The sequence below is a fragment of the Pseudomonas sp. LM13 genome, assembly GCF_041381355.1.
In the GTDB taxonomy this organism is placed as follows: domain Bacteria; phylum Pseudomonadota; class Gammaproteobacteria; order Pseudomonadales; family Pseudomonadaceae; genus Stutzerimonas; species Stutzerimonas frequens.
Genome location: NZ_JACBXH010000001.1, coordinates 498,678 through 523,570, shown reverse-complemented (window position 1 = coordinate 523,570; position 24,893 = coordinate 498,678). Strand labels below are relative to the sequence as shown.

Sequence of the window (24,893 nt, the reverse complement as noted above, 5' to 3'; positions counted from 1 at the left end):
CCGGCGGGACGGGCGGCTCAGCGGCTAGAAAGCCTGTCGCCCCGTTCGAAGCGCCAGGTGCGGATGATCTCGACCTGATCGAACTTCTGCGCCAGTTCGCCGGTGAATGGCGCAAAGGGTGCCGCCAAGCGAACAATGCGCAGTGCTGCGTCGTCGAGCACCGGTTGACCGGACGATTCGATCACCCGCAATTCCTGAACGGTGCCGTCCCGGTTGATGGTCACCAGCATGCGCAGGCTGCCATATATCTGCTGGCGACGCGCCTCGTCCGGATAGTTGAGATTGCCGATGCGTTCGACCTTCTTGCGCCATTCATCGCGGTACCAGGCGCTGATGTCGCGCATGGTGGCCGCGCTGTTCTGCCGGCTGACGCGGGGTCTCTTGGCGTAGCGCTCCACATCCTGCGCCAGCTCTGCTTCGAGGCTGGCGATCTCGGCGCTCAGTTGCGAGCTGTCGAATGCCGGCGCCGGCTGGGCCTTGGGTTGTGGCTGGGTTTGCTGTTTGACCTCGGCTTTTTCCGGCTGGCGACTGCGAGTGGTTACCACGGTCTTGGCCGGCGCCGGGCTAGTGCTCTGCGGTGGCGCCGCTGGCGGCGTTACCTTGCGCACTTCGGTGTCCTGGAAAGGGGCCTGTTCGGTGGTCTTCGGCGAAGCCTTGTGCTCCAGCGTGCCGCTGCCCAGCTGATTATCCTGGGCGAGGAAGTCGGCATCCTTCGGCTTCTCTTCGCTCTTGAATGTCGACAGCGTGATCTCGAGCGTCTTGCTTATTTGCTTCGGCTCCGACAGCGTGAATCCAAGGCCGAGGATCAATGCCAGGTGCAAGGCTGCAGCGAGAAACAGCGTGAAGCCGAGCCTGTCCGCCGGACGGACACGGGTGGTTTCAGGCGCAGGTTGGCGAATAGCAGCGTTCATCGCAGGTCAGGTCGGCTCGAAGTGCCGCGCAGTCTGCCGGCTTTGAGCTTGGAGTCGCAAGCGCCAAGCTCAAAGCTGTTAGCTGGTTCAAGCTTGCAGCTTGCTCTCGATGGCATCCATCAGGCGCTCGCCGATGCGGGTGTCGAAGGCGCTGTCGATTTCCCGGATACAGGTCGGGCTGGTGATGTTGATTTCGGTGAGGTAATCGCCGATGACATCCAGGCCGACAAACAACAGGCCGCGCTCGCGCAGCTGTGGCCCGACGATCGCTGCGATTTCGCGATCGCGATCCGACAGCGGCTGCGCCACGCCGCGTCCGCCGGCGGCCAGATTGCCGCGGGTCTCGCCGGCGGCCGGGATCCGAGCGAGGCAGTACGGCACCGGCTCGCCGTCGATCATCAGGATGCGCTTGTCGCCGTCTTTGATCGCGGGGATATAGCGCTGAGCCATGATCTGCCGGCCGCCATGCTCGGTCAGCACTTCGAGGATCACCGACAGGTTCGGATCTCCTTCACGATGGCGGAAGATCGAGGCGCCGCCCATCTCGTCAAGGGGTTTGAGAATGATGTCACGGTGCTCCCGAGCGAACTCGCGGAGAATGTCGGCGCGCCGGCTGACCAGGGTCGGTGGCGTGCACTGTGGAAACTGCGTGGCGAAGAACTTCTCGTTGCAGTCGCGCAGGCTCTGCGGGCGGTTGACCACCAGCGTTCCGGCTTTCTCTGCCAGCTCCAGCAGATAGGTGGCGTAGACGTACTCGCTATTGAACGGCGGGTCCTTGCGCATGAGGATGACGTCGAGCTCGCCTAGCGCCGAGTCGAACTCATCGCCTGTTTCGAACCATTTCTGTGGGTCGTTGAACACTCGGAGCGGACACATGCGCGCGCGCGCCTGGTCTCCGAGCTGGTAAAGGTCTCGTTGTTCCATGTAGAACAGCGTCCAGCCTCGCGCCTGGGCAGCAAGCAGCATGGCGAGCGAGCTGTCCTTTTTGAAGGCGATCTGCGCGATAGGGTCCATGATGATCCCGACGCGAACGGTCATGAGGTTTCTCCGGCATGGGGCAGCGTCGCGCTGCTGGTGGCTCGATTGGTCGCTGCAGATTGGCCGCGGTTGTGCACTCGGTCAAGGAAAATTGGCATGCTTTTGCGGCTGATAGCATGGCCAGAAGGAGTGTGCTAAAAAGGTCCGGCGATTGGGTGCAGCCCATCGATGACAGGGCCTCCAGCGCACTGACATAACGATAAACTACGACTCACCGAGGCGATGGTAGGGCGAAATGGAACAGCACTCCGAGGGCTTGAAGGTCATGGTGATCGACGATTCGAAGACGATTCGTCGCACCGCTGAAACCCTGCTGAAGAAAGTAGGTTGCGATGTCATCACCGCTGTTGACGGTTTCGATGCGCTCGCCAAGATTGCAGATACTCATCCTCGTATCATCTTCGTCGATATTATGATGCCCAGGCTGGACGGCTATCAGACCTGTGCACTGATCAAGAACAACAGTTCCTTCAAGTCGACGCCGGTGATCATGCTGTCTTCCAAAGATGGCCTCTTCGACAAGGCGAAAGGGCGTATCGTCGGGTCCGATCAATACCTCACCAAGCCGTTCAGCAAAGAAGAGCTGCTAGGCGCAATCAAGGCGCACGTCCCTGATTTCGCGCCGGTGGAACAAGCATCCTGAAGTTCGGCATTGTTTGCCGCTGAAGCCTTCCTATGGAGAAATCATGGCTCGCGTTCTGATTGTTGATGATTCACCGACAGAAATGTACAAGCTCACCGCCATGCTGGAGAAGCACGGGCATGTGGTGCTCAAGGCCGAGAACGGGGCTGATGGTGTTGCTCTGGCTCGCCAGGAAAAACCGGATGCCGTGCTGATGGATATCGTCATGCCCGGGCTGAACGGATTCCAGGCCACGCGCCAGCTGACCAAAGATTCGGAAACCAGTCACATTCCGGTGATCATCGTTACCACCAAGGATCAGGAAACCGATAAGGTCTGGGGCAAGCGCCAGGGCGCCAAGGATTACCTGACCAAGCCAGTGGACGAGGCGACATTGCTGAAAACCCTGAATGCCGTTCTGGCGGGCTGACGCCGGGGTAGCCAACACTCGGACAAAGGGACGTGGCCAGCATGGCTGACATGCCAACGCCGTTTCAGCACCTGCTGGAGCTAGATAGACAATGCCGCATTCATGCGGCAGGTCTGCCTTCACAGCAGGAAGCCGTACAGACCTGGGGAGGGATCGGCTTCCGCATGGGTGGACGCTTGTTCGTCGCGCCGATGGGCGAGGTCAGCGAGATCCTGCACGAGCCGCGATATACCTTGTTGCCAGGCGTCAAGAGCTGGGTGAAGGGTGTGGCAAACGTTCGCGGCAGGCTGCTGCCGGTGATGGACCTGTGTGGCTATTTCGGGCTGGAGCTATCGGCCTTGCGCAAGCAGCGCAGGGTGCTGGTGGTAGACCATCAGGAAGTATTCGCCGGACTGACCGTCGACGAAGTGTTCGGCATGCAGCATTTTCCGGTAGAAGCCTTCTCGGAGGAGCTGCCACCGATCGAGGCGTCGATTCAACCGTTCATTCACGGTGTCTTCCAGCGCGAGCAACCCTGGCTGGTCTTCAGTCCGCACGCACTGGCTACGCATCAGGCGTTTCTAGACGTCGCTTATTAGTTGTAGGTGGGTCGACCTAGGTCGGCCTTTTGGTTCTTGGATGGAAGCGCACGGGGGCCCAGGCGGGGGCCGGATAATGAACAAGATGAATGCTAGTGCTTTGTTGAGCGGGGTGCGCAGCAATACGCTGATCACCGGCCTGTTTGTCGTGTTGATCGTATCGATCGTGTTGTTGTTCGCGAACTTCGCGTACGTCAATACGCAGGCCGATCATGACAACGAGTACATCGCTCACGCGGGAGAGCTACGCGTACTGTCCCAGCAGATCGCCAAGGATGCCGTGGAAGCGGCGACCGGCACCCAGGAGGCGTTCGCGTCCCTGAAGCAGGCCCGTAACGAGTTCGAGCGACGTTGGGGGTATCTCGCCCAAGGTAACGAAAACATCGGGCTGCCTGCGGTGCCCGAATCGCTGCGTGCCGAGGTCAATGCGGTGGAGCAGGACTGGAACACTCTGCGCCGTGACACGGACGCAATTCTTTCCAGCGAGCAGACGGTACTGTCTCTGCATCAGGTGGCCAGCACTCTCGCCGAAACCATCCCGCAGCTGCAGGTAGAGTACGAGGAGGTCGTCGATATTCTGCTTGAAAGCGGCGCGCCGGCTGCCCAGGTCTCGGTGGCCCAGCGTCAATCGCTGCTGGCCGAACGTATTCTCGGTTCGGTGAACAAGGTACTTTCCGGTGATCAGGACTCGGTTCAGGCAGCTGATATGTTCGGCCGGGACGCCAGCCTGTTCGGTCGCGTACTGAACGCGATGATCGAAGGCAACGTCGCCATGGGCATCAGTGCGGTGGCTGACGAAGAGGCACTGGACCGTCTTGCGGAGATCTCCGAGCTGTTCCAGTTCGTATCGGGTTCCGTGGACGAAATTCTGGAAACCTCGCCAGAGCTGTTCCAAGTCCGCGAGTCGGCAAACAGCATCTTCGAGGTTTCGCAGACGCTGCTGGACAAGACCTCTGCCCTTTCCCAAGGTTTGCAGAACCGTGCTGATGCACGTTATCTGAACACCATTATCGGTTACGTACTGGGTGCGCTTGCACTGGCAGCGATCATCCTGATCGGCTTGGTAATGGTTCAGGAAACGCGTCGCCGCTTGAGCGAAACCGCCGAGAAGAACGAGCGCAACCAGGCGGCGATTCTGCGACTGCTCGATGAGATCGGTGACCTTGCTGACGGTGACTTGACGGTAGCCGCAACCGTAACCGAAGACTTCACTGGTGCGATCGCGGACTCGATCAACTACTCCATCGACCAGCTGCGCGATCTGGTAGCAACCATCAACCAGACCGCGGTACAGGTATCGGGCGCAGCCCAGGAGACCCAGGCGACGGCAATGCATCTTGCCGAAGCGTCCGAACACCAGGCACAAGAGATTGCTGGTGCCTCGGCGGCAATCAACGAGATGGCCGTTTCCATTGACCAGGTATCGGCAAACGCTGCGGAATCGTCCGCGGTAGCAGAACGCTCGGTAGCCATCGCCAACAAGGGCAACGAGGTCGTACACAACACCATTACCGGCATGGACAACATCCGTGAGCAGATCCAGGACACGTCCAAGCGGATCAAACGTCTCGGTGAGTCTTCCCAAGAGATCGGCGACATCGTAAGCCTGATCAACGACATTGCCGACCAGACCAACATCCTTGCACTCAACGCGGCGATCCAGGCCTCCATGGCGGGCGACGCGGGGCGTGGCTTCGCGGTGGTTGCGGACGAAGTACAACGCCTGGCGGAACGTTCCTCCGCTGCAACCAAGCAGATCGAAGCGCTGGTCAAGACCATTCAGACCGACACCAACGAAGCGGTCATCTCGATGGAGCAGACCACTTCCGAGGTGGTCCGCGGTGCGCGCCTGGCACAGGATGCCGGGGTGGCACTGGAGGAGATCGAAAAGGTATCCAAGACCCTCGCTGCGCTTATCCAGAACATCTCCAACGCAGCTCGTCAGCAGGCTTCGTCTGCCGGTCATATTTCCAACACCATGAACGTGATCCAGGAGATCACCTCGCAGACCTCGTCGGGTACCACCGCTACGGCCAAGAGCATTGGTAATCTGGCCAAGATGGCCAACGAAATGCGCCATTCCGTTTCGGGCTTCACCCTGCCGGATACGCCGGATCAGGCCTGACTTGACGAGTGCGGCAGTCAACTGATGGCTGCCGCCGAGGATCACGAGCGAGGGGCAGGGCATGCAGCCAAGGTTTGACTGGGCACTGGAGCCCTTGGCCGATATGTCGCCGGCGGAGTTCCATGACTGGCAGACGCTCCTCGAGGAGCGTTCCGGAATGGTCGTCAGCGAGCACAGACGCAGCTTCCTGCAGACCAATCTGAGCGCACGTATGCGTGAAGTCGGGGCGGCCGACTATGCCAGCTATTACCGGCAGGTCACTTCCGGCCCTCGCGGTGCAGTTGAGTGGTCGACCCTCATGGATCGCCTGACAGTGCAGGAGACGCGCTTCTTCCGCCATCCGGCTTCGTTCGCGCTGCTTGAGAGTCACCTGCGGCACCGGCTGGATGAAGGCTCCCTCGCTCGCCCCCTGGCGCTTTGGAGCGTCGGCTGCGCAAGCGGAGAGGAGACCTATTCACTGGCGATGATCGCGGATCAGTTGCTGGCTGACAGCGACTCCGAACATGGCTTCGGTGTAACGGGAACCGATATCAGTCTGAATGCGCTAGCCAAGTGCCGTGCCGCAGTCTACGGCGCCCGCAGGCTGGAACAGGTGACGCCAGCGTTGCGCGAGCGCTACTTCCAGCCTTCGGTCGACGATCGCTTTCAAGTCATCCCTGCCCTGGCCGCGCGAGTGTGCTTTGCGCGGCTCAATGTGCTGGAACTGGCGAATTCGCCGCTTTCCGGCATGGACGTCATTTTCTGTCAGAACCTGTTGATCTATTTCCGCCGCTGGCGCCGCAGAGAGATCCTCAATCGCTTGGCCGAGTGCCTGGCGCCGGGGGGATTGCTGGTGATTGGGGTCGGGGAAATAGTCGGTTGGCAGCATCCGGATCTGGTTCCGGTTGCCAACGATCAGGTCCTGGCCTTTACCCGGAAAAGTTTATGAGCGGAGTCGCTATGGGTGATCGGCACGATTATGTCGCCCTGGAGTGGGTGAAAGGCGAGATTGCCGAAACGCTTAAGCAGGCGCGTCAGGCGCTGGAGGCGTTCGTCGAGAATCCGCAGGACTCGACTCGGATGCGCTTCTGCCTGACCTACGTGCATCAGGTCCATGGCACTCTGCAGATGGTCGAGTTCTTCGGCGCGGCGCTGCTTGCGGAAGAAATGGAGCAGCTGGCAAGGGCCCTGCTGGAAGAGCGGGTGGCCAACCAGGGTGAAGCGCTCGAGGTCATGATGCAGGCCATCCTGCAGCTGCCGGCCTATCTGGACCGTATCCAGAGCGCGCGCCGTGATCTGCCGATGGTGGTCCTGCCGCTGCTCAACGACCTTCGCGCCGCGCGTGGCGAGAAACTGCTGTCGGAGACCAGCCTGTTTTCTCCAGATCTGTCGGGCCGGACGCCCGCGCTTTCGCAGGAGTCGGTGGAGCGTTTGCGCACCCAGGAGCTGCCAGCGTTGCTACGCAAACTGCGGCAGATGCTGCAGGTCGCTCTGGTCGGCGTCATTCGCAATCAGGACCTGCCGACCAACCTCGGTTACATGGCTCGGGTGTTTGCCCGTCTGGAAACCTTGTGCCAGAACGCTCCGCTGGCTGCCCTGTGGCAGATTGCTTCGGGGATGGTCGAGGGGCTGGCCAGCGGCGGCGTGACCAACGGTACCTCGGTCCGCACCTTGCTGCGCCAGGTGGACAAGCAGCTAAAGCGGTTGGTTGAGGAGGGTGCCGATGGTTTCAATCAGGCTGCTCCGGACGAGCTGATCAAGAACCTGCTTTTCTACGTTGCCAAGGCACCGGGGCAGACGCCTCGCATTCAGGCACTCAAGCAGCATTACCGTCTGGATGAAGCGCTGCCTGACAGCGCTGTCGTCGATCAGGAGCGGGCCCAGCTTGCCGGTCCCGACCGCGGTGCAATGCGCTCGGTGGTCGCGGCCCTCTGCGAAGAGTTGGTAAGGGTCAAGGACAGCCTCGACCTGTTCGTGCGCAGCGATCGCAAGGTCATCGCCGATCTCGCCAGCCTCGAGGTGCCGCTCAAGCAGATCGCCGATACCCTGGCCGTTCTCGGTTTCGCACAGCCGCGCAAGATCGTCCTCGATCAGATCGCCTTGGTCCAATCCATCGGCCAGGGGCTGCGTGCGCCGGATGACGCTGTGCTGATGGATATTGCCGGCGCGCTGTTGTACGTCGAGGCGACGCTGGCTGGCATGGTCGGGGGACCGGCCGAAGAGCGTGGCGAAGAAAGCCATTTGCCCACGACCGATGTGGCACAGATTCATCAGTTGGTCATTCGTGAAGCGCGCAACGGCCTGGAGCAGGCGAAGGACGCGATCATCGAATTCATTGCTTCGCAGTGGAACCATGAGCATCTGGCGCGGGTGCCAGAGCTGCTGACCCAGGTCCGCGGCGGCCTGGCAATGATTCCGCTCGAGCGTGCCGCGGCATTGTTGCAGGCCTGTAACAGCTATATCCAGGATCAGCTGCTGGCGCGCCAGGCCGTGCCTGATTGGCAGAGTCTGGACACCTTGGCCGACGCGATCACCAGCGTCGAATACTACCTGGAGCGTCTGACCGAGGATTGCGGTACTCAGGGAGACCTGATCCTCGACGTCGCTGAGGAAAGCCTGCAGAACCTCGGTTATTCACTGGGCCGCACACAGCAGCCGATGGCCGCTCTGTCGCAGGTCGAAGCCACGCCTGACGAGACTCTCGACGAGATCGAAGTACTATTGGAGGAGCCCTCGTCGCTCGACGAGGCCTTTGAGCCGATGTTGGACGACGGCGTTGGTCACGAGTCGCAGGCTGAGCCGTCGATGTCATCTGGTCAGGATTCGGTCCTGTCAGAAGACTTCGACTTGCTCGGCGGCGACACGTTTGCCGACGAGCAGATCGTTTTCAGCCTGCCCGAAGACGCCGGCGAGGCAATCTCCGACGATGTACCTGATGCCGTCGACGACGAAGCCGCTTTGCAGCAGTGGAGCGAGGCGCAGATGGCCGACCTCGATCTGCCTGAGGTTGCGCTCCCCGATTATGCCGAGCCCGAGCCTGTCGAGAGCGCCCAAGTTGAGCCGCCGCTGAGCATCGAACAGGTCATGGCGGCGCCTGTCGCGGCAATCAACCCACCTGCGCAGGACGTTCCCCCGACCTTGCTGCCGCCGCCGGCCGATGAGGAGCCGGTCGATGAAGACCTGCTCGAGGTCTTCATCGAGGAAGCCGCCGAAGTCCTGGAGACCATCGGCGAGTACCTGCCGCGTTGGCTCGGTGATAATCAGGACAAGGATGCGCTGACCGAAGTTCGCCGTGCATTCCATACCCTGAAAGGCAGTGGTCGGATGGTCCGGGCGCTGGTTATCGGTGAGCTCGCTTGGTCCGTGGAAAACCTGCTCAATCGGGTCCTGGATCGCAGCATCGAAGTCTCCGACTCGGTTGGCCATGTGGTGAACGAGGTTGTCGCCCTGATGCCGGCTCTGGTTGAGGAGTTCGCAGCCAAGAATCAGCGCCAGCGGGATGATGTCGACCGCCTGGCTGCCGCCGCGCACGCGCTGGCCAAAGGCCAACCCGTCGCGCTGTCGCTTCCGTCGAACGAGCAGGCGGCTTCGACTGATGAGGTGCCACAGCAGGCTGCCCTGACGCAGCACGAAGATGCGCTGGACCCGCAGCTGCTGGAGATATTTCGTAACGAAGCAGAGTCGCACCTGACCACGCTGGTCAGTTTTCTGGCCGATTGCGCACAGCGTCTTCCGCAGCCGGTGACCGACGCCCTGCAGCGCGCGTTGCATACCCTCAAGGGCAGCGCTCATATGGCTGGCATCCTGCCTGTTGCGGAAATCGCGATGCCACTGGAAAAAATGGTCAAGGAGTTCAAGACCAACCTGATCCCCATGGATCTGGCAGAAGCTGAGCTGCTGCACGAGGCCGAGCTGCTATTGCGCCAGGGCCTGGCCAATCTCGACCAGCAGCCGCTTGCTCCTATCGACGGTGCGGCCGAGTTCCTGGAAAAGGTGCATGCGCTGCACAAGGCGCGTCTGGCCGAAGCCGGCGCCCGTCAGCAGAACGATGCAGGCGAAGTGCGTGATCCCAACATGATTGCGCTGTTCCTGTCCGAGGGGATGGATATCCTGCTCGATGCCGAGGATTTGCTGCGCAGTTGGCGTAATCACCCCGCCGAGCGACAGGAGCTGACGGCACTGCTGGAAGAGCTGACGACGTTGGGTCAGGGCGCCAAGATGGCCGAGTTGCCGCAGATGGAAGCGCTCTGCCAGGTATTGCTACGGCTGTATGCCGTTGTCGAGGAAGGCCGGCTGGCGGTAAGTGAGCGCTTCTTCGACGATGTCGAGCAGGGCCACGAGGCACTGGTCGGCATGATGGATCAGGTCGCGGCTGCTTTGCAGGTAACGGAGCAGTCCGAGCTGGTGGCGCGACTCGAGGCGCTGCTCGCTGAGGCCGTCGATCCGCTGGCCATTGTGCGGCTGCCGGACGCTGAAACAGATGATGCAGAAGAGGCGGTGGCCCCGACAGACTCGCCAGCCGAAGCCGAAGCCGAAGCCGAAGCCGAAGCCGAAGCCGAAGCCGAAGCCGAAGCCGAAGCCGAAGCCGAAGCCGAAGCCGAAGCCGAAGCCGAAGCCGAAGCCGAAGCCGAAGCCGAAGCCGAAGCCTGGCCTGCAGATGATTTGACGCAGCCACAAGTGCAGGAAGATTTCGATCCGGAGATGGTGGACATCTTCCTCGACGAGGCTGTGGACCTGATGGAAAGCGCTGGGCAGGCGCTGGATCGCTGGCTTGCCGATCCGTCCAACCAGATGGCGCTGTCGGCGCTGCTGCGCGATTTGCATACCCTCAAGGGTGGCGCCCGGATGGCGGCCATTCGCCCGATAGGTGATCTGGCGCACGAACTCGAGTCGCTTTACGAAGGGCTATCCGATGGACGTTACGTCCATTCGGCCGAGCTGGCCGCGCTGCTCCAGCGCAGTCACGACCATCTGGCGCTGCAGCTCGAGCAGCTGCAGCGCCAGCAGCCAATGAGCGGTGCCGAGGCGCTGATCGATGCGATGCGGAGGTTTCGCCAGGGAGGCAGCTTTCCCGTCGAGGAAATGACATCCGAGGCTCGGCCTGACAATGGCGATCTCGATCGCGGCCCCGACGCATGCCCGAGCACAACCGATGAGCTGTCCGGCCTGCCGGAGCAGGGCGAGCTTTCCGATACTGCGGAGCTGCCATTGCCGGAGCTCGATGAGCTTACGGTAGAGCAGAGCGATGAGGATGCAGCTAGCACGGAACCGATGCCGGATCCGTTGGCGTTCGTCGAGGAGGTCGAGCTGGACCTGCCTGAAACCGATGATCGCTCTGCCCCTATCGACCCGGCGGCGACCGAGGCAAGCACGCCGGTCAATGAGCGCGATCCGGAACTGGTCGAGATTTTCCTGGAGGAAGGCTTCGACCTGCTGGAGAGTGCTGCTGGTGGCCTGCAGCGCTGGATGACCGATGTCGACAACAGTTTCGAGCTCGAAGCGCTACAGCGTGACCTGCACACCCTCAAGGGCGGTGCGCGGATGGCCGATATCGGTGAGGTCGGCGACCTGGCGCACGAACTTGAATACCTGTACGAGGGGCTTTGTGCCGGCCGCTATCGGGCCAGCCCCGAGCTGTTCGGGCTGCTGCAAGCCTGTCAGGACCGACTGGCCGAGATGCTCGAGGCCGTGCGTGCTCATCAACCGTTGCCGAAAGGCGATGGGTTGATCGAAACCATCAAGGCTTTTCGCGACAGCCCCGCCGAACAGCTGAGTATGCCCAGCAGCGTGTCGCTGAAGGCCGCGCAAGACGATGCTCCACAGACTGCTGAGGCCGAAATTCTCGATATTTTCGTCGAGGAGGCCGATGATCTGCTTGAGGACATGGAGGCAGCCCTTGGTCGCTGGGATGCGTGCCGCGACGATGCTGCACCGCTGGCTGACATGCTTCGCGTTCTGCATACACTCAAGGGCGGTGCGCGCCTTGCCGGGCAGGGTGCGCTGGGCAACCTGGCTCACGATCTGGAACAGCGCCTGAGCGAGGCCCAGCAGTCGGGGGCGCCCTGGCCGGACAGCCTGTTTCTCGATGTACAACAGGGATATGACGCACTGCTGAGGGATGTCGAGCAGCTGCGCGCCGGCCTAGCGGACGATGGCGCCGAGCAACCGCAGGAGGAGCCGGTCGAGGTTGATCAACCGCTCGGCCAGCCGGCGGCGTTGCTACAGCCGATTGTCGCTGCCAGCGTCCAGCCGGCTGCAAGCCCCGCTCCGGCAAAGGTGCTGCCGTTCATTCGCCGCGCGCAGCAGGCGGCCCAGGAAGCTGCCGCACGGCGCGCACCACAGGAACTGGTGAAGGTACCGGCGGAGTTGCTGGAGGGGCTGGTCAACCTGGCCGGGGAAACCTCGATCTTCCGTGGCCGGGTGGAGCAGCAGGTCAGCGACGTCGGGTTCACGCTTGGCGAGATGGAAGCGACCATCGAGCGTGTCCGCGACCAGCTTCGCCGTCTGGACACGGAAACCCAGGCGCAGATTCTCAGCCGCTATCAGGCCGAAGCCGAGCGCGCTGGCTATGACGATTTCGATCCGCTGGAGATGGACCGCCATTCGCAGCTGCAGCAGCTTTCCCGTGCGCTGTTCGAGTCGGCCTCCGACTTGCTCGACCTGAAGGAAACCCTGGCGGCGCGCAACCGAGACGCTGAAACGCTGCTGCTGCAGCAGGCGCGGGTCAATACCGAGCTTCAGGAGGGCCTCATGCGCACCCGCATGGTGCCCTTCGAGCGCCTGGTGCCGCGCCTGCGCCGGATCGTTCGGCAGGTCGCTGGTGAGCTCGGAAAACAGGTCGAGTTCATGGTCGGCAATGCCACCGGGGAGATGGATCGTAGCGTTCTTGAACGCATCGTCGCGCCTCTCGAACACATGCTGCGCAACGCCGTCGACCACGGCATCGAGTCCGTCGAGCGGCGCCGGGCCGCCGGCAAGCCCGAGCAGGGCACGATCCGTCTGGACCTGGCGCGTGAAGGTGGCGATATCCTGCTGACCCTCGCGGATGACGGTGGCGGAATCAACCTGGAGGCGGTGCGGCGCAAGGCGATCGAGCGCGGCCTGATGTCCACTGGTAGCGATCTGTCCGAGCATGAGATTCTGCAGTTCATTCTCGAAGCTGGCTTCTCCACCGCCGAGCGCGTCACGCAGATTTCCGGCCGCGGCGTCGGCATGGACGTGGTGCACTCGGAGGTCAAGCAACTCGGCGGCTCGATGAGCATCGAATCGATCCTCGGCCAGGGCACACGCTTCCTGATTCGCCTGCCATTCACGGTGTCGGTCAACCGGGCGCTGATGGTCTATTCCGGTGAGGACCTCTATGCGATTCCGCTGAATACCATCGAGGGTATCGTACGGGTCTCGCCTTATGAGCTGGAGGCCTACTACCAGCCGGATGCACCGCGTTTCGAGTACGCCGGGCAGGCGTACGAACTGCGCTACCTCGGAGATCTGCTGAACAACGGGCAGAAGCCGAAGCTGGTCGGACAGAGTCTGCCGCTGCCGGTGATCCTGGTGCGCTCGAAAGAGCACAGCGTCGCGGTGCAGGTCGACAGCCTGGCCGGCTCCCGCGAAATCGTGGTGAAGAGCCTCGGCCCGCAGTTTGCTGGTGTCCATGGCATCTCAGGCGCGACCATCCTCGGGGACGGCCGCGTGGTGGTGATTCTCGACCTGCTGGCTACCATTCGCGTGCTGCATGCCCACCAGCTCACTCAACTGCATCAGCCTCGCCTGCTCGAGCTACCGCAGGAGCCCGTCGAGACGGAGAGCGAGCGGCCAACCCTGGTCATGGTGGTCGACGACTCGGTCACCGTGCGCAAGGTGACCAGCCGTCTGCTGGAGCGCAACGGCATGAACGTGCTGACCGCCAAGGACGGGGTGGACGCCATCACCCAGCTGCAGGAGCGCAAGCCGGACATCATGCTGCTCGATATCGAAATGCCGCGCATGGACGGTTTCGAGGTGGCCACGCTGGTACGTCACGACGAGCGTCTGAAGGACCTGCCGATCATCATGATCACCTCGCGTACAGGCGAAAAACACCGCGATCGGGCGCTCGGCATCGGTGTCAACGAGTATCTGGGTAAGCCGTATCAGGAGTCTGTCCTGCTCGAAGCCATTCAGCGCCTGGTTCACGCCGATGTCTGACGTTCTCTCTGCACGCATAGCGGTACTAGCCGACACCTCGCTGCAGCGCCACGTGCTGCAGCAGGCGCTGACCGGAAGTGGCTATCAGGTCGTGCTGAACAACGACCCGGCACGCCTGGAGCCGGCTGACCTGGACGGTACCGAGGCCGATCTTTGGCTGGTGGACCTTGCGCAGACCGAGGATTCACCGCTGGTGGACGCGCTCCTGGAGCGAGATACCACGCGCGTGCTGTTCGGCGAGGGGCATGCACCGGAACGGCACTCCGAGTTCTACCCGCGCTGGGAGCGCAGCCTGTTCAGCAAGCTCAAGCGCCTGGTGGGGGATCCGTCGCGTGCGGTGGGACCACGCCTGGATGTGTTGCAGGGCGACGGGCAGGGGCTCGAGCGACTGACGCTGCCGGCGGTGCTCGCCGATTCGGCGCTGCATGTAGGCGAGCCAGCAGCTCAGGTCTGGTTGCTGGCTGCCTCGCTTGGCGGGCCTGAGGCAGTGAAGGCGTTTCTCGACGCTTTGCCGGGCGGGCTGCCGGTGGGTTTCATTTATGCCCAGCACATCGAAGCCAGCTTCGAATCGGCGCTGTCCCAGGCCGTGGGCCGGCACAGCCAATGGCAGGTGCGCCAGGTCCGTCCGGGCGAGCGGGTTCGCTGCGGCGAAGTGATCATCGCGCCGATCGCCGAGGAGCTGGGGTTCGAGGCCGACGGCCGCACGCGGCTGACCGGTCGCTGCTGGCCGGAGCCGTATAGCCCGTCGATCGATCAGATGATGCTGAACCTGGCGCAGCAGTTCGGCGAACGTTGCGGCGTCATCGCCTTCAGCGGCATGGGCAGCGACGGCAGCGCGGCCGCCGCCTATGCCCTGCGCCAGGGCGCCAGGGTCTGGACGCAGCGGGCCGACTCCTGCGCATGCTCGAGCATGCCGGACAATCTTCGCGAGGGTGGCTACAGCTCCTACAGTGGCGATCCTCGCGAACTGGCCCAGGCGCTGGTCAATCATTTGGTGAATCAGGTCGGTACGACCACCACGTCTTTACTACGGAATAACTCATGAGTCAGATGGTCGTTTCTCAGGACGCGGAAAGCCTCACCGGGCTGCTGATGCCGCTTGCCGACCGCATGTTGCTGGTACCCAACGTCGCGGTGGCCGAGCTGATTCCGTACCGCGCGCCGCAGGCTGCCGAGGGCATGCCGGCCTGGTTTCTCGGTCAGGTGCAGTGGCGCGACCTGAGCCTGCCGCTGCTGTCGTTCGAGGCAGCGTCTACCGGCCAGCCGCCAGCGGTTGGCCAGACTGCCCGGGTAGCTGTGCTCAACGCGGTGGGTGGGCGCGAACACGTCAAGTTCATCGCATTGCTGGTGCAGGGTATTCCGCATTCGATAAAGGTGGATACCAGTCTGGCTCGAGCGGATGCGGCGCTTGCTCCGCTGGAGCTGGACGCTGTCGACCTGGGCGATATGCAGGCGCGCATTCCCGATCTGGTCGGCCTGGAGCAGCAGCTGGCGAATGCCGGGCTGATCTGAGCACGCCCGGGTGCTAGAAGTCTCCCCATAGCTGCTGCGCCACGCTCAGCGCCACCACCGGCGCCGTTTCGGTGCGCAGAACCCGCGGCCCCAGCCGCGCCGGAAGAAAGCCCTGCCCGCTAGCCTGTTCGACTTCGCTCTGGCTCAGACCACCCTCCGGACCGATCAGAAACGCCAGGCTTTGCGGCTTGGCATGGCTCGCCAGCGGCTCGGCTACTGGGTGCAGCACGAGCTTGAGGTGGGCCTCGACGGCCAGCCAGTCGCGCAGCGCAACCGGTGAATGGATGATCGGCAGGACCGAACGGCCACACTGCTCGCAGGCGCTGATGGCGATCTGCCGCCAGTGGGCCAGACGCTTGTCGGCCCGCTCATCGTTGAGGCGCACTTCACACCGCTCGCTGATTAGCGGCGTGATCTCGCTGACGCCTAGCTCGGTGGCCTTCTGGATCGCCCAGTCCATGCGCTCGCCGCGCGACAGGCCCTGCCCGAGGTGTATCTGCAGCGGTGATTCCGGCATCCCGGCCAGGCGTTCGTGCAACTCGACCCTAACGCGCTTCTTGCCGACCTCCGTCAGCTCGCCGCGATACTCCTGGCCGCTGCCATCAAAAAGCTGCACCACGCTGCCGGTCGACAGGCGCAGGACTCGCCCGATGTAGTGGGCCGCTGCCTCGGGGAGTGCATGCTGACCGAGGGAAAGGGGAGCGTCGACGAAGAAGCGGGATAGGCGCATAGGGCACCGGCAGGGCGAGGTGGATGAGGCTGCAAGTCTAAAGCATCGGCGGTCCGGTCAGCAGACCGCCGCACGCTTGCGTGATTTCAGCCCGGATCGCGGAAATCCGGATACGGCCCCGCCGGCACCGATACCTGCGCACTGTCGCGCGTGGCGATGTCGATACCCTCGCTGGCCACGGTGGCGAGAAAGTCGATCTGTTCCTCGGTGATGCAATAGGGCGGCAGGAAATACACCACACTGCCGAGCGGGCGCAACAGAGCGCCGCGCTCCATCGCGTGCTGATAGACCTTGAGGCCGCGACGCTCCTGCCAGGGATAGGCCGTGCGGCTGGCCTTGTCCTGAACCATCTCGATAGCCAGTGCCATGCCGGTCTGGCGGACTTCGGCCACGTGCGGATGCTCGACCAGGTGCGCGGTGGCGCTGGCCATGCGCTCGGCCAGCGCCTTGTTCGCTTCGATCACGTTGTCTTCGGCGAAGATATCCAGCGTCGCCAGTGCCGCGGCGCAGGCCAGCGGGTTGCCGGTGTAGGTGTGCGAATGGAGGAAGGCGCGCAGCGTCGAATAGTCGTCGTAGAACGCCCGGTACATCCGGTCGGTGGTGAGCACTGCGGCCATCGGCAGATAGCCGCCGGTCAAGGCTTTGGACAGGCAGAGGAAGTCTGGCGTGATGCCGGCCTGCTCACAGGCAAACATGGTGCCGGTGCGGCCGAAGCCGACCGCGATCTCATCATGGATCAGATGCACGTCGTACCGGTCGCAAGCTTCGCGCAGCAGCTTGAGGTAGATCGGGTGATACATGCGCATGCCGCCTGCGCCCTGAATCAAAGGCTCGACGATCACCGCAGCAATTTCGCCATGATGCTCGGCCAGCGTCTGCTCCATATGGGCGAACATGGTGCGCGAATGTTCTTCCCAGCTCACGCCGTCCGGCCGCAGGTAACAATCCGGGCTCGGTACCTTGAAGGTGTCCAGCAACAGTGGCTTGTAGGTGTCGGTGAACAGTGCGACATCGCCCACCGACATGGCTGCTACGGTTTCGCCGTGGTAGCTGTTGGTCAGGGTGACGAACCGCTGCTTGTCCGAGCGTCCAATATTGCGCCAGTAGTGGAAGCTCATCTTCAGCGCAACTTCGATGCCGGTCGATCCATTATCTGTGTAGAACACTCGATCTAGCCCGGCAGGCGTGATGCTTACCAGTCGCTCCGACAGCTCGACGACTGGCTGATGACTGAAGCCGGCGAGCATGACGTGTTCGAGCTGATCGAGTTGGTCTTTGATGCGTTGATTGATGCGTGGGTTGGCATGGCCGAAGACGTTGACCCACCAGGAACTGACCGCATCCAGGTATCGCTTGCCGTCGAAATCCTCCAGCCAGACGCCTTCGCCGCGGCGGATCGGAATCAGCGGCAGCTGCTCGTGATCTTTCATCTGGGTGCAGGGATGCCAGAGTACGGCAAGGTCGCGTTGCATCCAGCTGTCGTTCAGGCTCATCGTTACTCCTCCGCAATGAGTCGCGAAGCCTAGCAGAAGCGCTGGGGCATGACTTGATGCGATCAGTCATCGATTTACTCGATATTTCAAAGCGAAAAAATGCGCTCTATTCCGATAGGTAACCGGCTAGGCTTCTAGGCCTGAATTTGAAGGAAGATTCAATGCACTGGCGTAACTCCTCAACGAACTATGGGCTGACCAGCATTGCCTTGCACTGGTTGGTGGCCATCGCCGTATTCGGTCTGTTCGGCCTGGGCTTCTGGATGGTTGGGCTGAACTACTACAGCAGCTGGTATCGCACCGCGCTGGACCTGCACAAGAGCATTGGCATCGCGCTGTTTCTGATCATGCTGCTGCGGGTGCTCTGGCGTTTCGTCAGCCCTGCGCCGGCGCCGCTGGCGAGTCAGGGGCGGCTGACCCGGATCGCGGCCAGGCTTGGTCACAGCCTGCTGTACCTCGGCCTGTTCCTGGTGATGATCTCGGGTTACCTGATCTCCACCGCCGATGGCCGGCCGATCAGCGTGTTCGGCCTGTTCGAGGTGCCGGCGCTGATCACTTCCATCCCCGATCAGGCCGACAGCGCCGGGGTTGTTCACGAATACGCTGCCTGGGCGCTGGTGATCTTCGCCGTGGTACACGCCCTGGCTGCGCTCAAACACCATTTCATCGACCGCGACGCGACACTCAAGCGCATGCTCGGTCGTAGTGCCGGTTAATCACCCCCGATAGGAGAATCCATCGATGCTCAAGAAAACCCTCGCCGCACTGGTCCTCGGTTCCGCACTGGTCGGTGGCCAGGCATTCGCTGCCGACTACGCCATCGACAAGCAGGGCCAGCACGCCTTCGTCAATTTCAAGATCAGCCACCTCGGCTACAGCTGGCTATGGGGCACGTTCAAGGATTTCGATGGCAGTTTCAGCTTCGATGCCGAGAAGCCAGAAGCTAGCAGTGTGAAGGTCACGTTGCACACCGACAGCGTCTTTTCCAACCACGCCGAACGCGACAAGCATCTGCGCAGCGAGGATTTCCTGAACGTCTCCGAGCATCCGACCGCGACCTTCGAGTCGACCGCGGTAAAGTCGACAGGCGAAGGGACGGCTGATATCACCGGTAATCTGACCCTCAACGGGGTAACCAAGCCTGTCGTGATCGCGTCCAAGTTCCTCGGTGAAGGCAAGGACCCTTGGGGTGGCTACCGCGCTGGCTTCGAGGGGATGACTACCATCAAGCTGAAGGATTTCGATATCAAGATGGATCTCGGCCCGGCTTCGCAGACTGTTGATCTGATCATCTCGGTGGAAGGCGTCCGCCAGTAATTGAAGATAGTTCATCGAGCGCCGGCGTCAGCCGGCGTTCTGTTTTTTGCGCCATAGCCGTGACTGCATCTTGAGACTGTCAGGACCTAGCGTGATTAGCACCACGAATCGAGGCCATAGCGTGCGGTAGAGGTGATCGTCTGTTTACAGACAGTCTTGAATGTAAGTATATTCGCCGCATTCTGCCATTCGCATCTGCCCGGGCTGTTCTGCTTTTGGGCTATCTGTTTCAATGAGGTCGCTTTCGATGTCAATCAAGTCAGCCAGTACGGCTCTGATCACTTTCATTGCCGCTGCGACTCTGCTCAGCGGTTGTCAGGAAGAACAGGCGACGGCGCCCGCCGAGGGCCAGCAAATACCGCAGGTGGGCATCGTGACGCTCGAGGCCGAGCCGTTCGCAGTGACTACCGAACTTCCTGGTCGCGCCCAGGCTTATCGAATCGCCGAAGTGCGTCCTCAGGTGGATGGCATCATCCAGAGGCGCCTGTTCACCGAAGGCAGTGATGTCAAGGCTGGTCAGCAGCTTTATCAAATCGACGACGCGATTTACCAGGCGACCTTTCAGAGTGCGAAGGCCAGTCTCGCTTCGGCCAAGTCCCTCGCTGATCGCTATGCGCTGTTGGTCAAGGAGCAGGCGGTAAGCAAACAGGCGTTTGACGAAGCACGCGCGGCGAGCCTGCAGGCTGAGGCAGAACTGGAGCGTGCGCGAATCAATGTGCGCTACACCAAGGTGCTGGCACCGATTTCCGGTCGTATTGGTCGCTCGGCGGTCACTGAAGGCGCGCTGGTCAGCAGTGGCCAGACTCAGGCGCTGGCGGTCATTCAACAGCTTGATCCGATCTATGTCGACGTTACCCAGCCCGCACGGGATCTGATCAACCTGCGCCGCGACCTGAAGGAAGGGCGCCTGGAAAAGGCTGGCGAAAACGCGGCGAAGGCCACCCTGATGCTCGAGGACGGCAGCCCTTATCCACACGAGGGCAAACTGGAGTTTTCCGAAGTATCGGTCGATGCCGGTACCGGCTCGGTGGTGTTGCGCGCGGTGTTCCCTAACCCGGACAAGGTGTTGATGCCCGGCATGTTCGTGCATGCGCACCTGGTCGCGGGCGTGAGGAGCGAAGCGATTCTAGCGCCGCAGCAAGGTGTTACCCGCACGCCGACGGGTGAAGCGACCGTCATGGTAGTCGATGCCAATAACAAGGTAGAAGCCCGCAAGATCATAACGTCGCGCGCCGTCGGCAACCGCTGGCTGGTTACCGAGGGCCTCAATTCAGGGGATCGCCTGATCACCGAGGGGCTGCAATTCATTCGCCCGGGCGTCGAAGTCAAACCCGTGCCGGCCACCAACGTTGCCGCTGCCCAGCCACAAGCCCAGTAAGGCTGAGCCGAGGATAAACATACATGTCCAGATTCTTTATCGACCGGCCCATTTTTGCCTGGGTAATCGCCCTGGTGATCATGCTGGCAGGTGGGCTTTCCATTCTTTCACTGCCGGTTAACCAGTACCCAAGCATCGCGCCGCCCGCGGTCGGCATTTCGGTCTCCTATCCAGGTGCCTCCGCACAAACCGTTCAGGACACTGTGGTCCAGGTTATCGAACAGCAGCTGAACGGCATCGACGGCCTGCGCTACATGTCTTCGGAAAGCAACTCTGACGGCAGCATGTCGATCACCGTGACCTTTGAGCAGGGCACCGATCCGGATATCGCGCAGGTCCAGGTGCAGAACAAGCTGCAGCTGGCCACACCGCTGTTGCCGCAGGAGGTCCAGCAGCAGGGCATTCGGGTGACCAAGGCGGTGCGCAACTTTCTGATGGTCATTGGCGTGGTATCCACCGATGGCGGCATGACCCGCGGTGACCTGTCGGATTACATCGTCACCAATATCCAGGATCCCATTTCTCGGACCGCAGGCGTCGGTGACTTTCAGGTATTCGGCTCGCAATACGCCATGCGGATCTGGCTCGACCCGGCCAAGCTGAACAACTTCGCCATTATCCCGACCGATGTGGGGGATGCCATTCGTGCGCAGAACGTACAAGTGTCGGCGGGTCAGTTCGGCGGGCTGCCGGCGGTGCCAGGCCAGCAGCTCAGCGCAACGATCATCGGCAAGACCCGTCTGCAGACGCCCGAGCAGTTCCGCGACATCCTGCTCAAGGTCAATAGTGACGGTTCGCAGGTACGTCTAGGTGATGTGGCGCGGGTCGAAATGGCTGAGCAGAGCGCAGCAATCAGTGCGCTCTATAACGGCATGCCGGCCGCAGCCATCGCGATCAAACTGGCGACCGGTGCCAATGCACTGGATACCGCCAAGGAAGTGCGAGCCACTATCGAGGAGCTGAAACCGTTCTTCCCTGCGGGCATGGAAATCGTTTATCCCTACGACACGTCACCCGTGGTTTCGGCATCGATTACCGGTGTGGTGCATACGCTGTTCGAAGCCATCGCCTTGGTGTTCCTGGTGATGTATCTGTTCCTGCAGAACTTCCGTGCAACATTGATTCCGACGTTGGCCGTTCCGGTCGTGCTTCTTGGAACCTTTGGTGTGCTGGCGGTGTTTGGTTTCAGCGTCAATACCCTGACCATGTTTGCGATGGTCTTGGCGATCGGGCTGCTAGTGGACGATGCCATCGTGGTGGTGGAAAACGTCGAGCGTGTGATGGCGGAGGAAGGATTATCGCCGCTCGAGGCGACGAGAAAATCCATGATCCAGATCCAGGGTGCGCTGATCGGTATTGGCTTGGTGCTCTCCGCGGTGTTCGTGCCGATGGCTTTCTTCGGTGGCTCCACGGGCGTGATCTACCGGCAGTTCGCAATTACCATCGCCTCTGCCATGACGCTGTCGGTGCTGGTTGCGCTGATCTTTACTCCAGCGCTCTGCGCAACGCTGCTCAAGCCCATTGCAAAAGGGCAGCACCACGAAAAGCGCGGCTTCTTCGGTTGGTTCAATCGCACCTTCGAACGCGGCGTGGGCGGCTACGAAAAAGGCGTGCGCAGCGTACTCAAGCGCAAAATTCCCTATCTGCTTCTGTATGTTGTGCTTGTCGCGATCATGGCGGTGCTGTTTACCCGGTTGCCGAGCTCCTTCCTGCCAGACGAGGATCAGGGCGTGCTCTTTGCCCAGGTGCAGACGCCGGCCGGCTCGACCGCCGAGCGTACCCAGCAGACGATTGACGCGATGCGCGAGTACCTGCTCAAGGAAGAGTCGGATGTGGTTCGCTCGGTATTCACGGTTACCGGCTTCAACTTTGCTGGTCGCGGTCAGAATTCAGGACTGGCCTTTATCGGCCTGAAACCGTGGGATGAGCGTACGGAAGAGGGTCAGGACGTCGCTTCGCTGGCCCTACGCGCGCAGCAGCATTTCAACTCGTTCCGCGATGCGATGGTGTTTGCATTTGCGCCCCCTGCGGTCATGGAGCTGGGTAATGCCACGGGTTTCAATTTCTTCCTTCAGGATCGCGCCGGCGTAGGCCATGACGTGCTGATGGATGCCCGCAACCAGTTCCTGGGGCTGGCCGCGGAGCATCCGGCGCTTATGGCCGTACGACCCAATGGACTCAACGATGAGCCGCAGTATCAGTTGCAGATCGACGACGAGAAAGCGCGTGTATTGGGCGTCTCGCTGAGCTCGATCAATGAGACGCTGTCGATCGGTTGGGGCTCGAGTTACGTCAACGATTTCATCGATCGCGGACGGGTCAAACGGGTGTACATGCAAGGCGAAGCCAGTTCAAGGATGAATCCTGAAGATTTCGAAAAGTGGTTCGTGCGCAATGATGCTGGCGAGATGGTGCCTTTCAGCGCTTTTGCCAGCGGGGAATGGGTCTTCGGCTCACCAAAGCTGTCTCGCTACAACGGTGTTTCGGCAATGGAGATTCTGGGCCAGGCCGCGCCAGGCTACAGCTCCGGCGATGCCATGGCTGCGGTGGAGGAGATTGCGCAGAAGCTTCCGCAGGGGGTCGGCATCTCCTGGACTGGCCTGTCCTATGAAGAGCGCCTCTCCGGTGATCAGGCGCCTGCCCTTTATGCGTTGTCGCTGCTGGTTGTATTTCTCTGCCTGGCAGCCCTTTATGAAAGCTGGTCGATTCCATTCGCCGTGATGCTGGTGGTGCCGCTTGGCGTTATCGGTGCACTGCTCGCCACGCTGGGACGAGGCTTGTCCAATGACGTGTTCTTCCAGGTCGGTCTGCTGACTACCATTGGCCTGACTGCGAAGAATGCGATCCTGATCGTCGAGTTCGCCAAGGATCTGCACGAGCAGGGCATGAGCCGCTTCGATGCGGCAGTTCAGGCCTGCCGCATGCGTTTGCGACCGATTGTCATGACCTCGCTGGCATTCACGCTTGGCGTGGTTCCGCTGGCGCTGGCCAGCGGTGCGGGGGCGGGTAGCTCGCATGCGATCGGCACGGGGGTGATCGGCGGCATGATGACCGCCACCGTGTTGGTGATCTTCTGGGTGCCGCTGTTCTATGTTCTGGTGTCTTCGATAGGCGAGCGTAAAAAAGCCGCTGACGAAGCGCCAAAGGGAGATACGCAATGAAGATGTCATTGTTGAGCATCGCACTCCTTGCCGCATTGGGCGGGTGCTCGTTGATTCCCGACTATCAGCGTCCAGAGGCGCCAACAGCAGCAAGCTGGCCAGCGGGCGAGGCTTACATCGGTGCCCCTGACGCAGGGAATGAAATGGAGCTGGATTGGCAAGTGTTCTTCCGCGATCCAGACTTGCGCCAGCTGATCAACGTGGCACTGGAAAACAATCGCGACCTGCGTGTTGCTGCGCTCAACGTCGACGCGTACCGGGCGCTGTACCGTATTCAGCGCGCCGACCTTCTGCCTGCGGTGAGTGCCGATGGCTCCGGTAGCCGCACCCGCACGCCTGGTGATCTCAACCAGACCGGGCAGAGCGGTATCAGCAGCCAGTACAGTGCGACGCTCGGCGTTTCCTGGGAACTGGACCTCTTCGGAAGGCTGGATAGCCTTCGCGAGCAGGCGTTGCAGGAATATTTCGCCACCGAGGCGGCGCAGCGGAGCACGCAGATCAGCCTGATCGCCAGCGTCGCCAATGCCTGGCTGACGTTGCAGGCCGATCAGGCCCTGTTGCACGTGAGTCGTGACACCCTGAAGACTTATGAGGAAAGCCTCTCGCTGACTCAGCGCAGTTTCGATGTGGGGGTTGCCTCGGCACTCGAACTGAGCCAAGCGCGTAGCGCGGTCGATACTGCACGGGTGGGCATCGAGCGTTACACGCGTCAGGTGGCGCAGGATCGCAACGCACTGACTTTGCTGCTTGGGCAGAACGTTCCGGTCGCATTGCCGGCCGATGGCCGTTTGGAACGCGATCTATTGGCCACGGTGCCGGTGGGGTTGCCGTCTGATCTGCTCTACAAGCGCCCCGACATCATTCAGGCCGAATACCAATTGCGTGCCGCCAACGCCAATATCGGCGCGGCGAGGGCGGCGTTCTTTCCGCGCATCAGCCTCACCGGTGCGGTGGGTACTGCGAGCAGTGAGCTGTCCGGGCTGTTCGATGGCGGCTCAAGCTACTGGAATTTCGCCCCGAGCATCAGTGTGCCGATCTTCAACGCCGGTCAACTTCGCGCCAATCTCGACTATGCCGAAATCAGCCGCAACATTCAGGTGGCGCAGTACGAAGCGACTATCCAGACCGCATTCCGCGAAGTCGCGGATGGTCTGGCTGCTCAGGCCACCTATGTTCGCCAGCTACAGGCTCAGCGTGATCTGGTGGAAGCCAGCGAGGACTACTACCGCCTTGCCGAGCGGCGTTACCGCACGGGCATCGACAGCTACCTGACGTTGCTTGATGCGCAGCGGCAGCTGTTCGAAGTCCAGCAGCAATTTATCAGCGACCGTCTGGCGCAGATGATCAGCGAAGTCGATCTGTTCAAGGCCTTGGGGGGTGGCTGGGATGCACAGGGCGAGGCTATACCAGGGCAGGGTTGAGGATGTTTTAC

At 61.6% G+C, this 24,893-nt stretch carries 17 protein-coding genes; 13 read left to right on the top strand and 4 right to left on the bottom strand.

From position 1 onward, the window contains the following. Nucleotides 1-17: 17 nt before the first annotated feature. Nucleotides 18-911, bottom strand: coding sequence for an energy transducer TonB (locus HZR81_RS02360; RefSeq protein WP_017245426.1), 894 nt, complete (start codon nucleotides 909-911; stop codon nucleotides 18-20). 87 nt (nucleotides 912-998) lie between these two features. Further along, nucleotides 999-1,949: a glutathione synthase gene (gene gshB / locus HZR81_RS02355; protein ID WP_500127216.1), complete on the bottom strand. Its 951-nt coding sequence runs from the start codon at nucleotides 1,947-1,949 to the stop codon at nucleotides 999-1,001. 235 nt (nucleotides 1,950-2,184) lie between these two features. Between gshB and pilG the strand changes: the two genes are divergently transcribed. From pilG to HZR81_RS02315, 8 genes are all read left to right on the top strand, one after another. Next, a complete protein-coding gene (gene pilG / locus HZR81_RS02350) occupies nucleotides 2,185-2,592 on the top strand; it encodes a twitching motility response regulator PilG (RefSeq protein WP_003282729.1) in 408 nt (135 codons plus the stop codon). Between the two features lie 43 nt (nucleotides 2,593-2,635). Continuing rightward, nucleotides 2,636-3,001, top strand: a complete 366-nt coding sequence (gene pilH / locus HZR81_RS02345; protein WP_003297216.1) for a twitching motility response regulator PilH — start codon at nucleotides 2,636-2,638, stop codon at nucleotides 2,999-3,001. A 41-nt stretch (nucleotides 3,002-3,042) separates the two neighbouring features. Then, the gene (locus HZR81_RS02340) at nucleotides 3,043-3,579 is read left to right on the top strand and encodes a chemotaxis protein CheW (RefSeq protein ID WP_017245424.1); all 537 of its coding nucleotides are present in this window, start codon (nucleotides 3,043-3,045) and stop codon (nucleotides 3,577-3,579) included. Nucleotides 3,580-3,655: 76 nt separating this feature from the next. Continuing rightward, complete coding sequence (locus tag HZR81_RS02335; RefSeq protein WP_500127215.1) at nucleotides 3,656-5,704, top strand: methyl-accepting chemotaxis protein; 2,049 nt, start codon at nucleotides 3,656-3,658, stop codon at nucleotides 5,702-5,704. A 61-nt stretch (nucleotides 5,705-5,765) separates the two neighbouring features. Then, complete coding sequence (locus HZR81_RS02330; RefSeq protein WP_200630331.1) at nucleotides 5,766-6,632, top strand: CheR family methyltransferase; 867 nt, start codon at nucleotides 5,766-5,768, stop codon at nucleotides 6,630-6,632. An 11-nt stretch (nucleotides 6,633-6,643) separates the two neighbouring features. Further along, nucleotides 6,644-13,870, top strand: coding sequence for an Hpt domain-containing protein (locus HZR81_RS02325; protein ID WP_500127255.1), 7,227 nt, complete (start codon nucleotides 6,644-6,646; stop codon nucleotides 13,868-13,870). Beyond that, the gene (locus HZR81_RS02320; protein ID WP_500127214.1) at nucleotides 13,863-14,915 is read left to right on the top strand and encodes a chemotaxis protein CheB; all 1,053 of its coding nucleotides are present in this window, start codon (nucleotides 13,863-13,865) and stop codon (nucleotides 14,913-14,915) included. Before HZR81_RS02325 ends, HZR81_RS02320 begins: the two co-directional genes overlap by 8 nt. Next, nucleotides 14,912-15,382: a chemotaxis protein CheW gene (locus tag HZR81_RS02315; RefSeq protein WP_500127213.1), complete on the top strand. Its 471-nt coding sequence runs from the start codon at nucleotides 14,912-14,914 to the stop codon at nucleotides 15,380-15,382. The genes HZR81_RS02320 and HZR81_RS02315 overlap by 4 nt, the downstream gene beginning before the upstream one ends. A gap of 13 nt (nucleotides 15,383-15,395) precedes the next feature. Here the strand turns inward: HZR81_RS02315 and HZR81_RS02310 are convergent, their stop codons facing one another. Together HZR81_RS02310 and HZR81_RS02305 are read right to left on the bottom strand one after the other, a co-directional pair. After that, nucleotides 15,396-16,112 (bottom strand): 16S rRNA (uracil(1498)-N(3))-methyltransferase, encoded by a 717-nt coding sequence (locus HZR81_RS02310; protein ID WP_500127212.1) that lies wholly within the window; start codon nucleotides 16,110-16,112, stop codon nucleotides 15,396-15,398. An 86-nt stretch (nucleotides 16,113-16,198) separates the two neighbouring features. Next, the gene (locus tag HZR81_RS02305) at nucleotides 16,199-17,605 is read right to left on the bottom strand and encodes an adenosylmethionine--8-amino-7-oxononanoate transaminase (RefSeq protein WP_500127210.1); all 1,407 of its coding nucleotides are present in this window, start codon (nucleotides 17,603-17,605) and stop codon (nucleotides 16,199-16,201) included. Between the two features lie 161 nt (nucleotides 17,606-17,766). Between HZR81_RS02305 and HZR81_RS02300 the strand changes: the two genes are divergently transcribed. The 5 genes from HZR81_RS02300 to adeC all read left to right on the top strand — a co-directional run bounded on the left by HZR81_RS02300 (nucleotide 17,767) and on the right by adeC (nucleotide 24,882). Continuing rightward, a complete protein-coding gene (locus tag HZR81_RS02300; protein WP_500127209.1) occupies nucleotides 17,767-18,321 on the top strand; it encodes a cytochrome b in 555 nt (184 codons plus the stop codon). Nucleotides 18,322-18,346: 25 nt separating this feature from the next. Continuing rightward, a complete protein-coding gene (locus HZR81_RS02295; RefSeq protein ID WP_313485079.1) occupies nucleotides 18,347-18,922 on the top strand; it encodes a YceI family protein in 576 nt (191 codons plus the stop codon). 247 nt (nucleotides 18,923-19,169) lie between these two features. After that, on the top strand, nucleotides 19,170-20,300 hold the full coding sequence (locus tag HZR81_RS02290) for an efflux RND transporter periplasmic adaptor subunit (RefSeq protein ID WP_313485078.1): 1,131 nt from the start codon (nucleotides 19,170-19,172) through the stop codon (nucleotides 20,298-20,300). Nucleotides 20,301-20,323: 23 nt separating this feature from the next. Further along, on the top strand, nucleotides 20,324-23,461 hold the full coding sequence (locus tag HZR81_RS02285; protein ID WP_313485077.1) for an efflux RND transporter permease subunit: 3,138 nt from the start codon (nucleotides 20,324-20,326) through the stop codon (nucleotides 23,459-23,461). After that, a complete protein-coding gene (gene adeC, locus HZR81_RS02280) occupies nucleotides 23,458-24,882 on the top strand; it encodes an AdeC/AdeK/OprM family multidrug efflux complex outer membrane factor (RefSeq protein WP_313485076.1) in 1,425 nt (474 codons plus the stop codon). The genes HZR81_RS02285 and adeC overlap by 4 nt, the downstream gene beginning before the upstream one ends. Nucleotides 24,883-24,893: the final 11 nt, after the last annotated feature.

Excerpts from the sequence above, each read along its gene's own strand:
- HZR81_RS02330 (WP_200630331.1), top strand. The coding sequence starts at position 5,766 with ATGCAGCCAAGGTTTGACTGGGCACTGGAGCCCTTGGCCGATATGTCG.
- HZR81_RS02335 (WP_500127215.1), top strand. The coding sequence starts at position 3,656 with ATGAACAAGATGAATGCTAGTGCTTTGTTGAGCGGGGTGCGCAGCAAT.
- gshB (WP_500127216.1), bottom strand. The coding sequence starts at position 1,949 with ATGACCGTTCGCGTCGGGATCATCATGGACCCTATCGCGCAGATCGCC.
- HZR81_RS02320 (WP_500127214.1), top strand. The coding sequence starts at position 13,863 with ATGTCTGACGTTCTCTCTGCACGCATAGCGGTACTAGCCGACACCTCG.
- HZR81_RS02340 (WP_017245424.1), top strand. The coding sequence starts at position 3,043 with ATGGCTGACATGCCAACGCCGTTTCAGCACCTGCTGGAGCTAGATAGA.
- HZR81_RS02305 (WP_500127210.1), bottom strand. The coding sequence starts at position 17,605 with ATGAGCCTGAACGACAGCTGGATGCAACGCGACCTTGCCGTACTCTGG.
- HZR81_RS02285 (WP_313485077.1), top strand. The coding sequence starts at position 20,324 with ATGTCCAGATTCTTTATCGACCGGCCCATTTTTGCCTGGGTAATCGCC.
- HZR81_RS02315 (WP_500127213.1), top strand. The coding sequence starts at position 14,912 with ATGAGTCAGATGGTCGTTTCTCAGGACGCGGAAAGCCTCACCGGGCTG.
- adeC (WP_313485076.1), top strand. The coding sequence starts at position 23,458 with ATGAAGATGTCATTGTTGAGCATCGCACTCCTTGCCGCATTGGGCGGG.
- pilH (WP_003297216.1), top strand. The coding sequence starts at position 2,636 with ATGGCTCGCGTTCTGATTGTTGATGATTCACCGACAGAAATGTACAAG.
- HZR81_RS02310 (WP_500127212.1), bottom strand. The coding sequence starts at position 16,112 with ATGCGCCTATCCCGCTTCTTCGTCGACGCTCCCCTTTCCCTCGGTCAG.
- HZR81_RS02290 (WP_313485078.1), top strand. The coding sequence starts at position 19,170 with ATGTCAATCAAGTCAGCCAGTACGGCTCTGATCACTTTCATTGCCGCT.
- HZR81_RS02325 (WP_500127255.1), top strand. The coding sequence starts at position 6,644 with ATGGGTGATCGGCACGATTATGTCGCCCTGGAGTGGGTGAAAGGCGAG.
- HZR81_RS02295 (WP_313485079.1), top strand. The coding sequence starts at position 18,347 with ATGCTCAAGAAAACCCTCGCCGCACTGGTCCTCGGTTCCGCACTGGTC.
- HZR81_RS02300 (WP_500127209.1), top strand. The coding sequence starts at position 17,767 with ATGCACTGGCGTAACTCCTCAACGAACTATGGGCTGACCAGCATTGCC.
- HZR81_RS02360 (WP_017245426.1), bottom strand. The coding sequence starts at position 911 with ATGAACGCTGCTATTCGCCAACCTGCGCCTGAAACCACCCGTGTCCGT.
- pilG (WP_003282729.1), top strand. The coding sequence starts at position 2,185 with ATGGAACAGCACTCCGAGGGCTTGAAGGTCATGGTGATCGACGATTCG.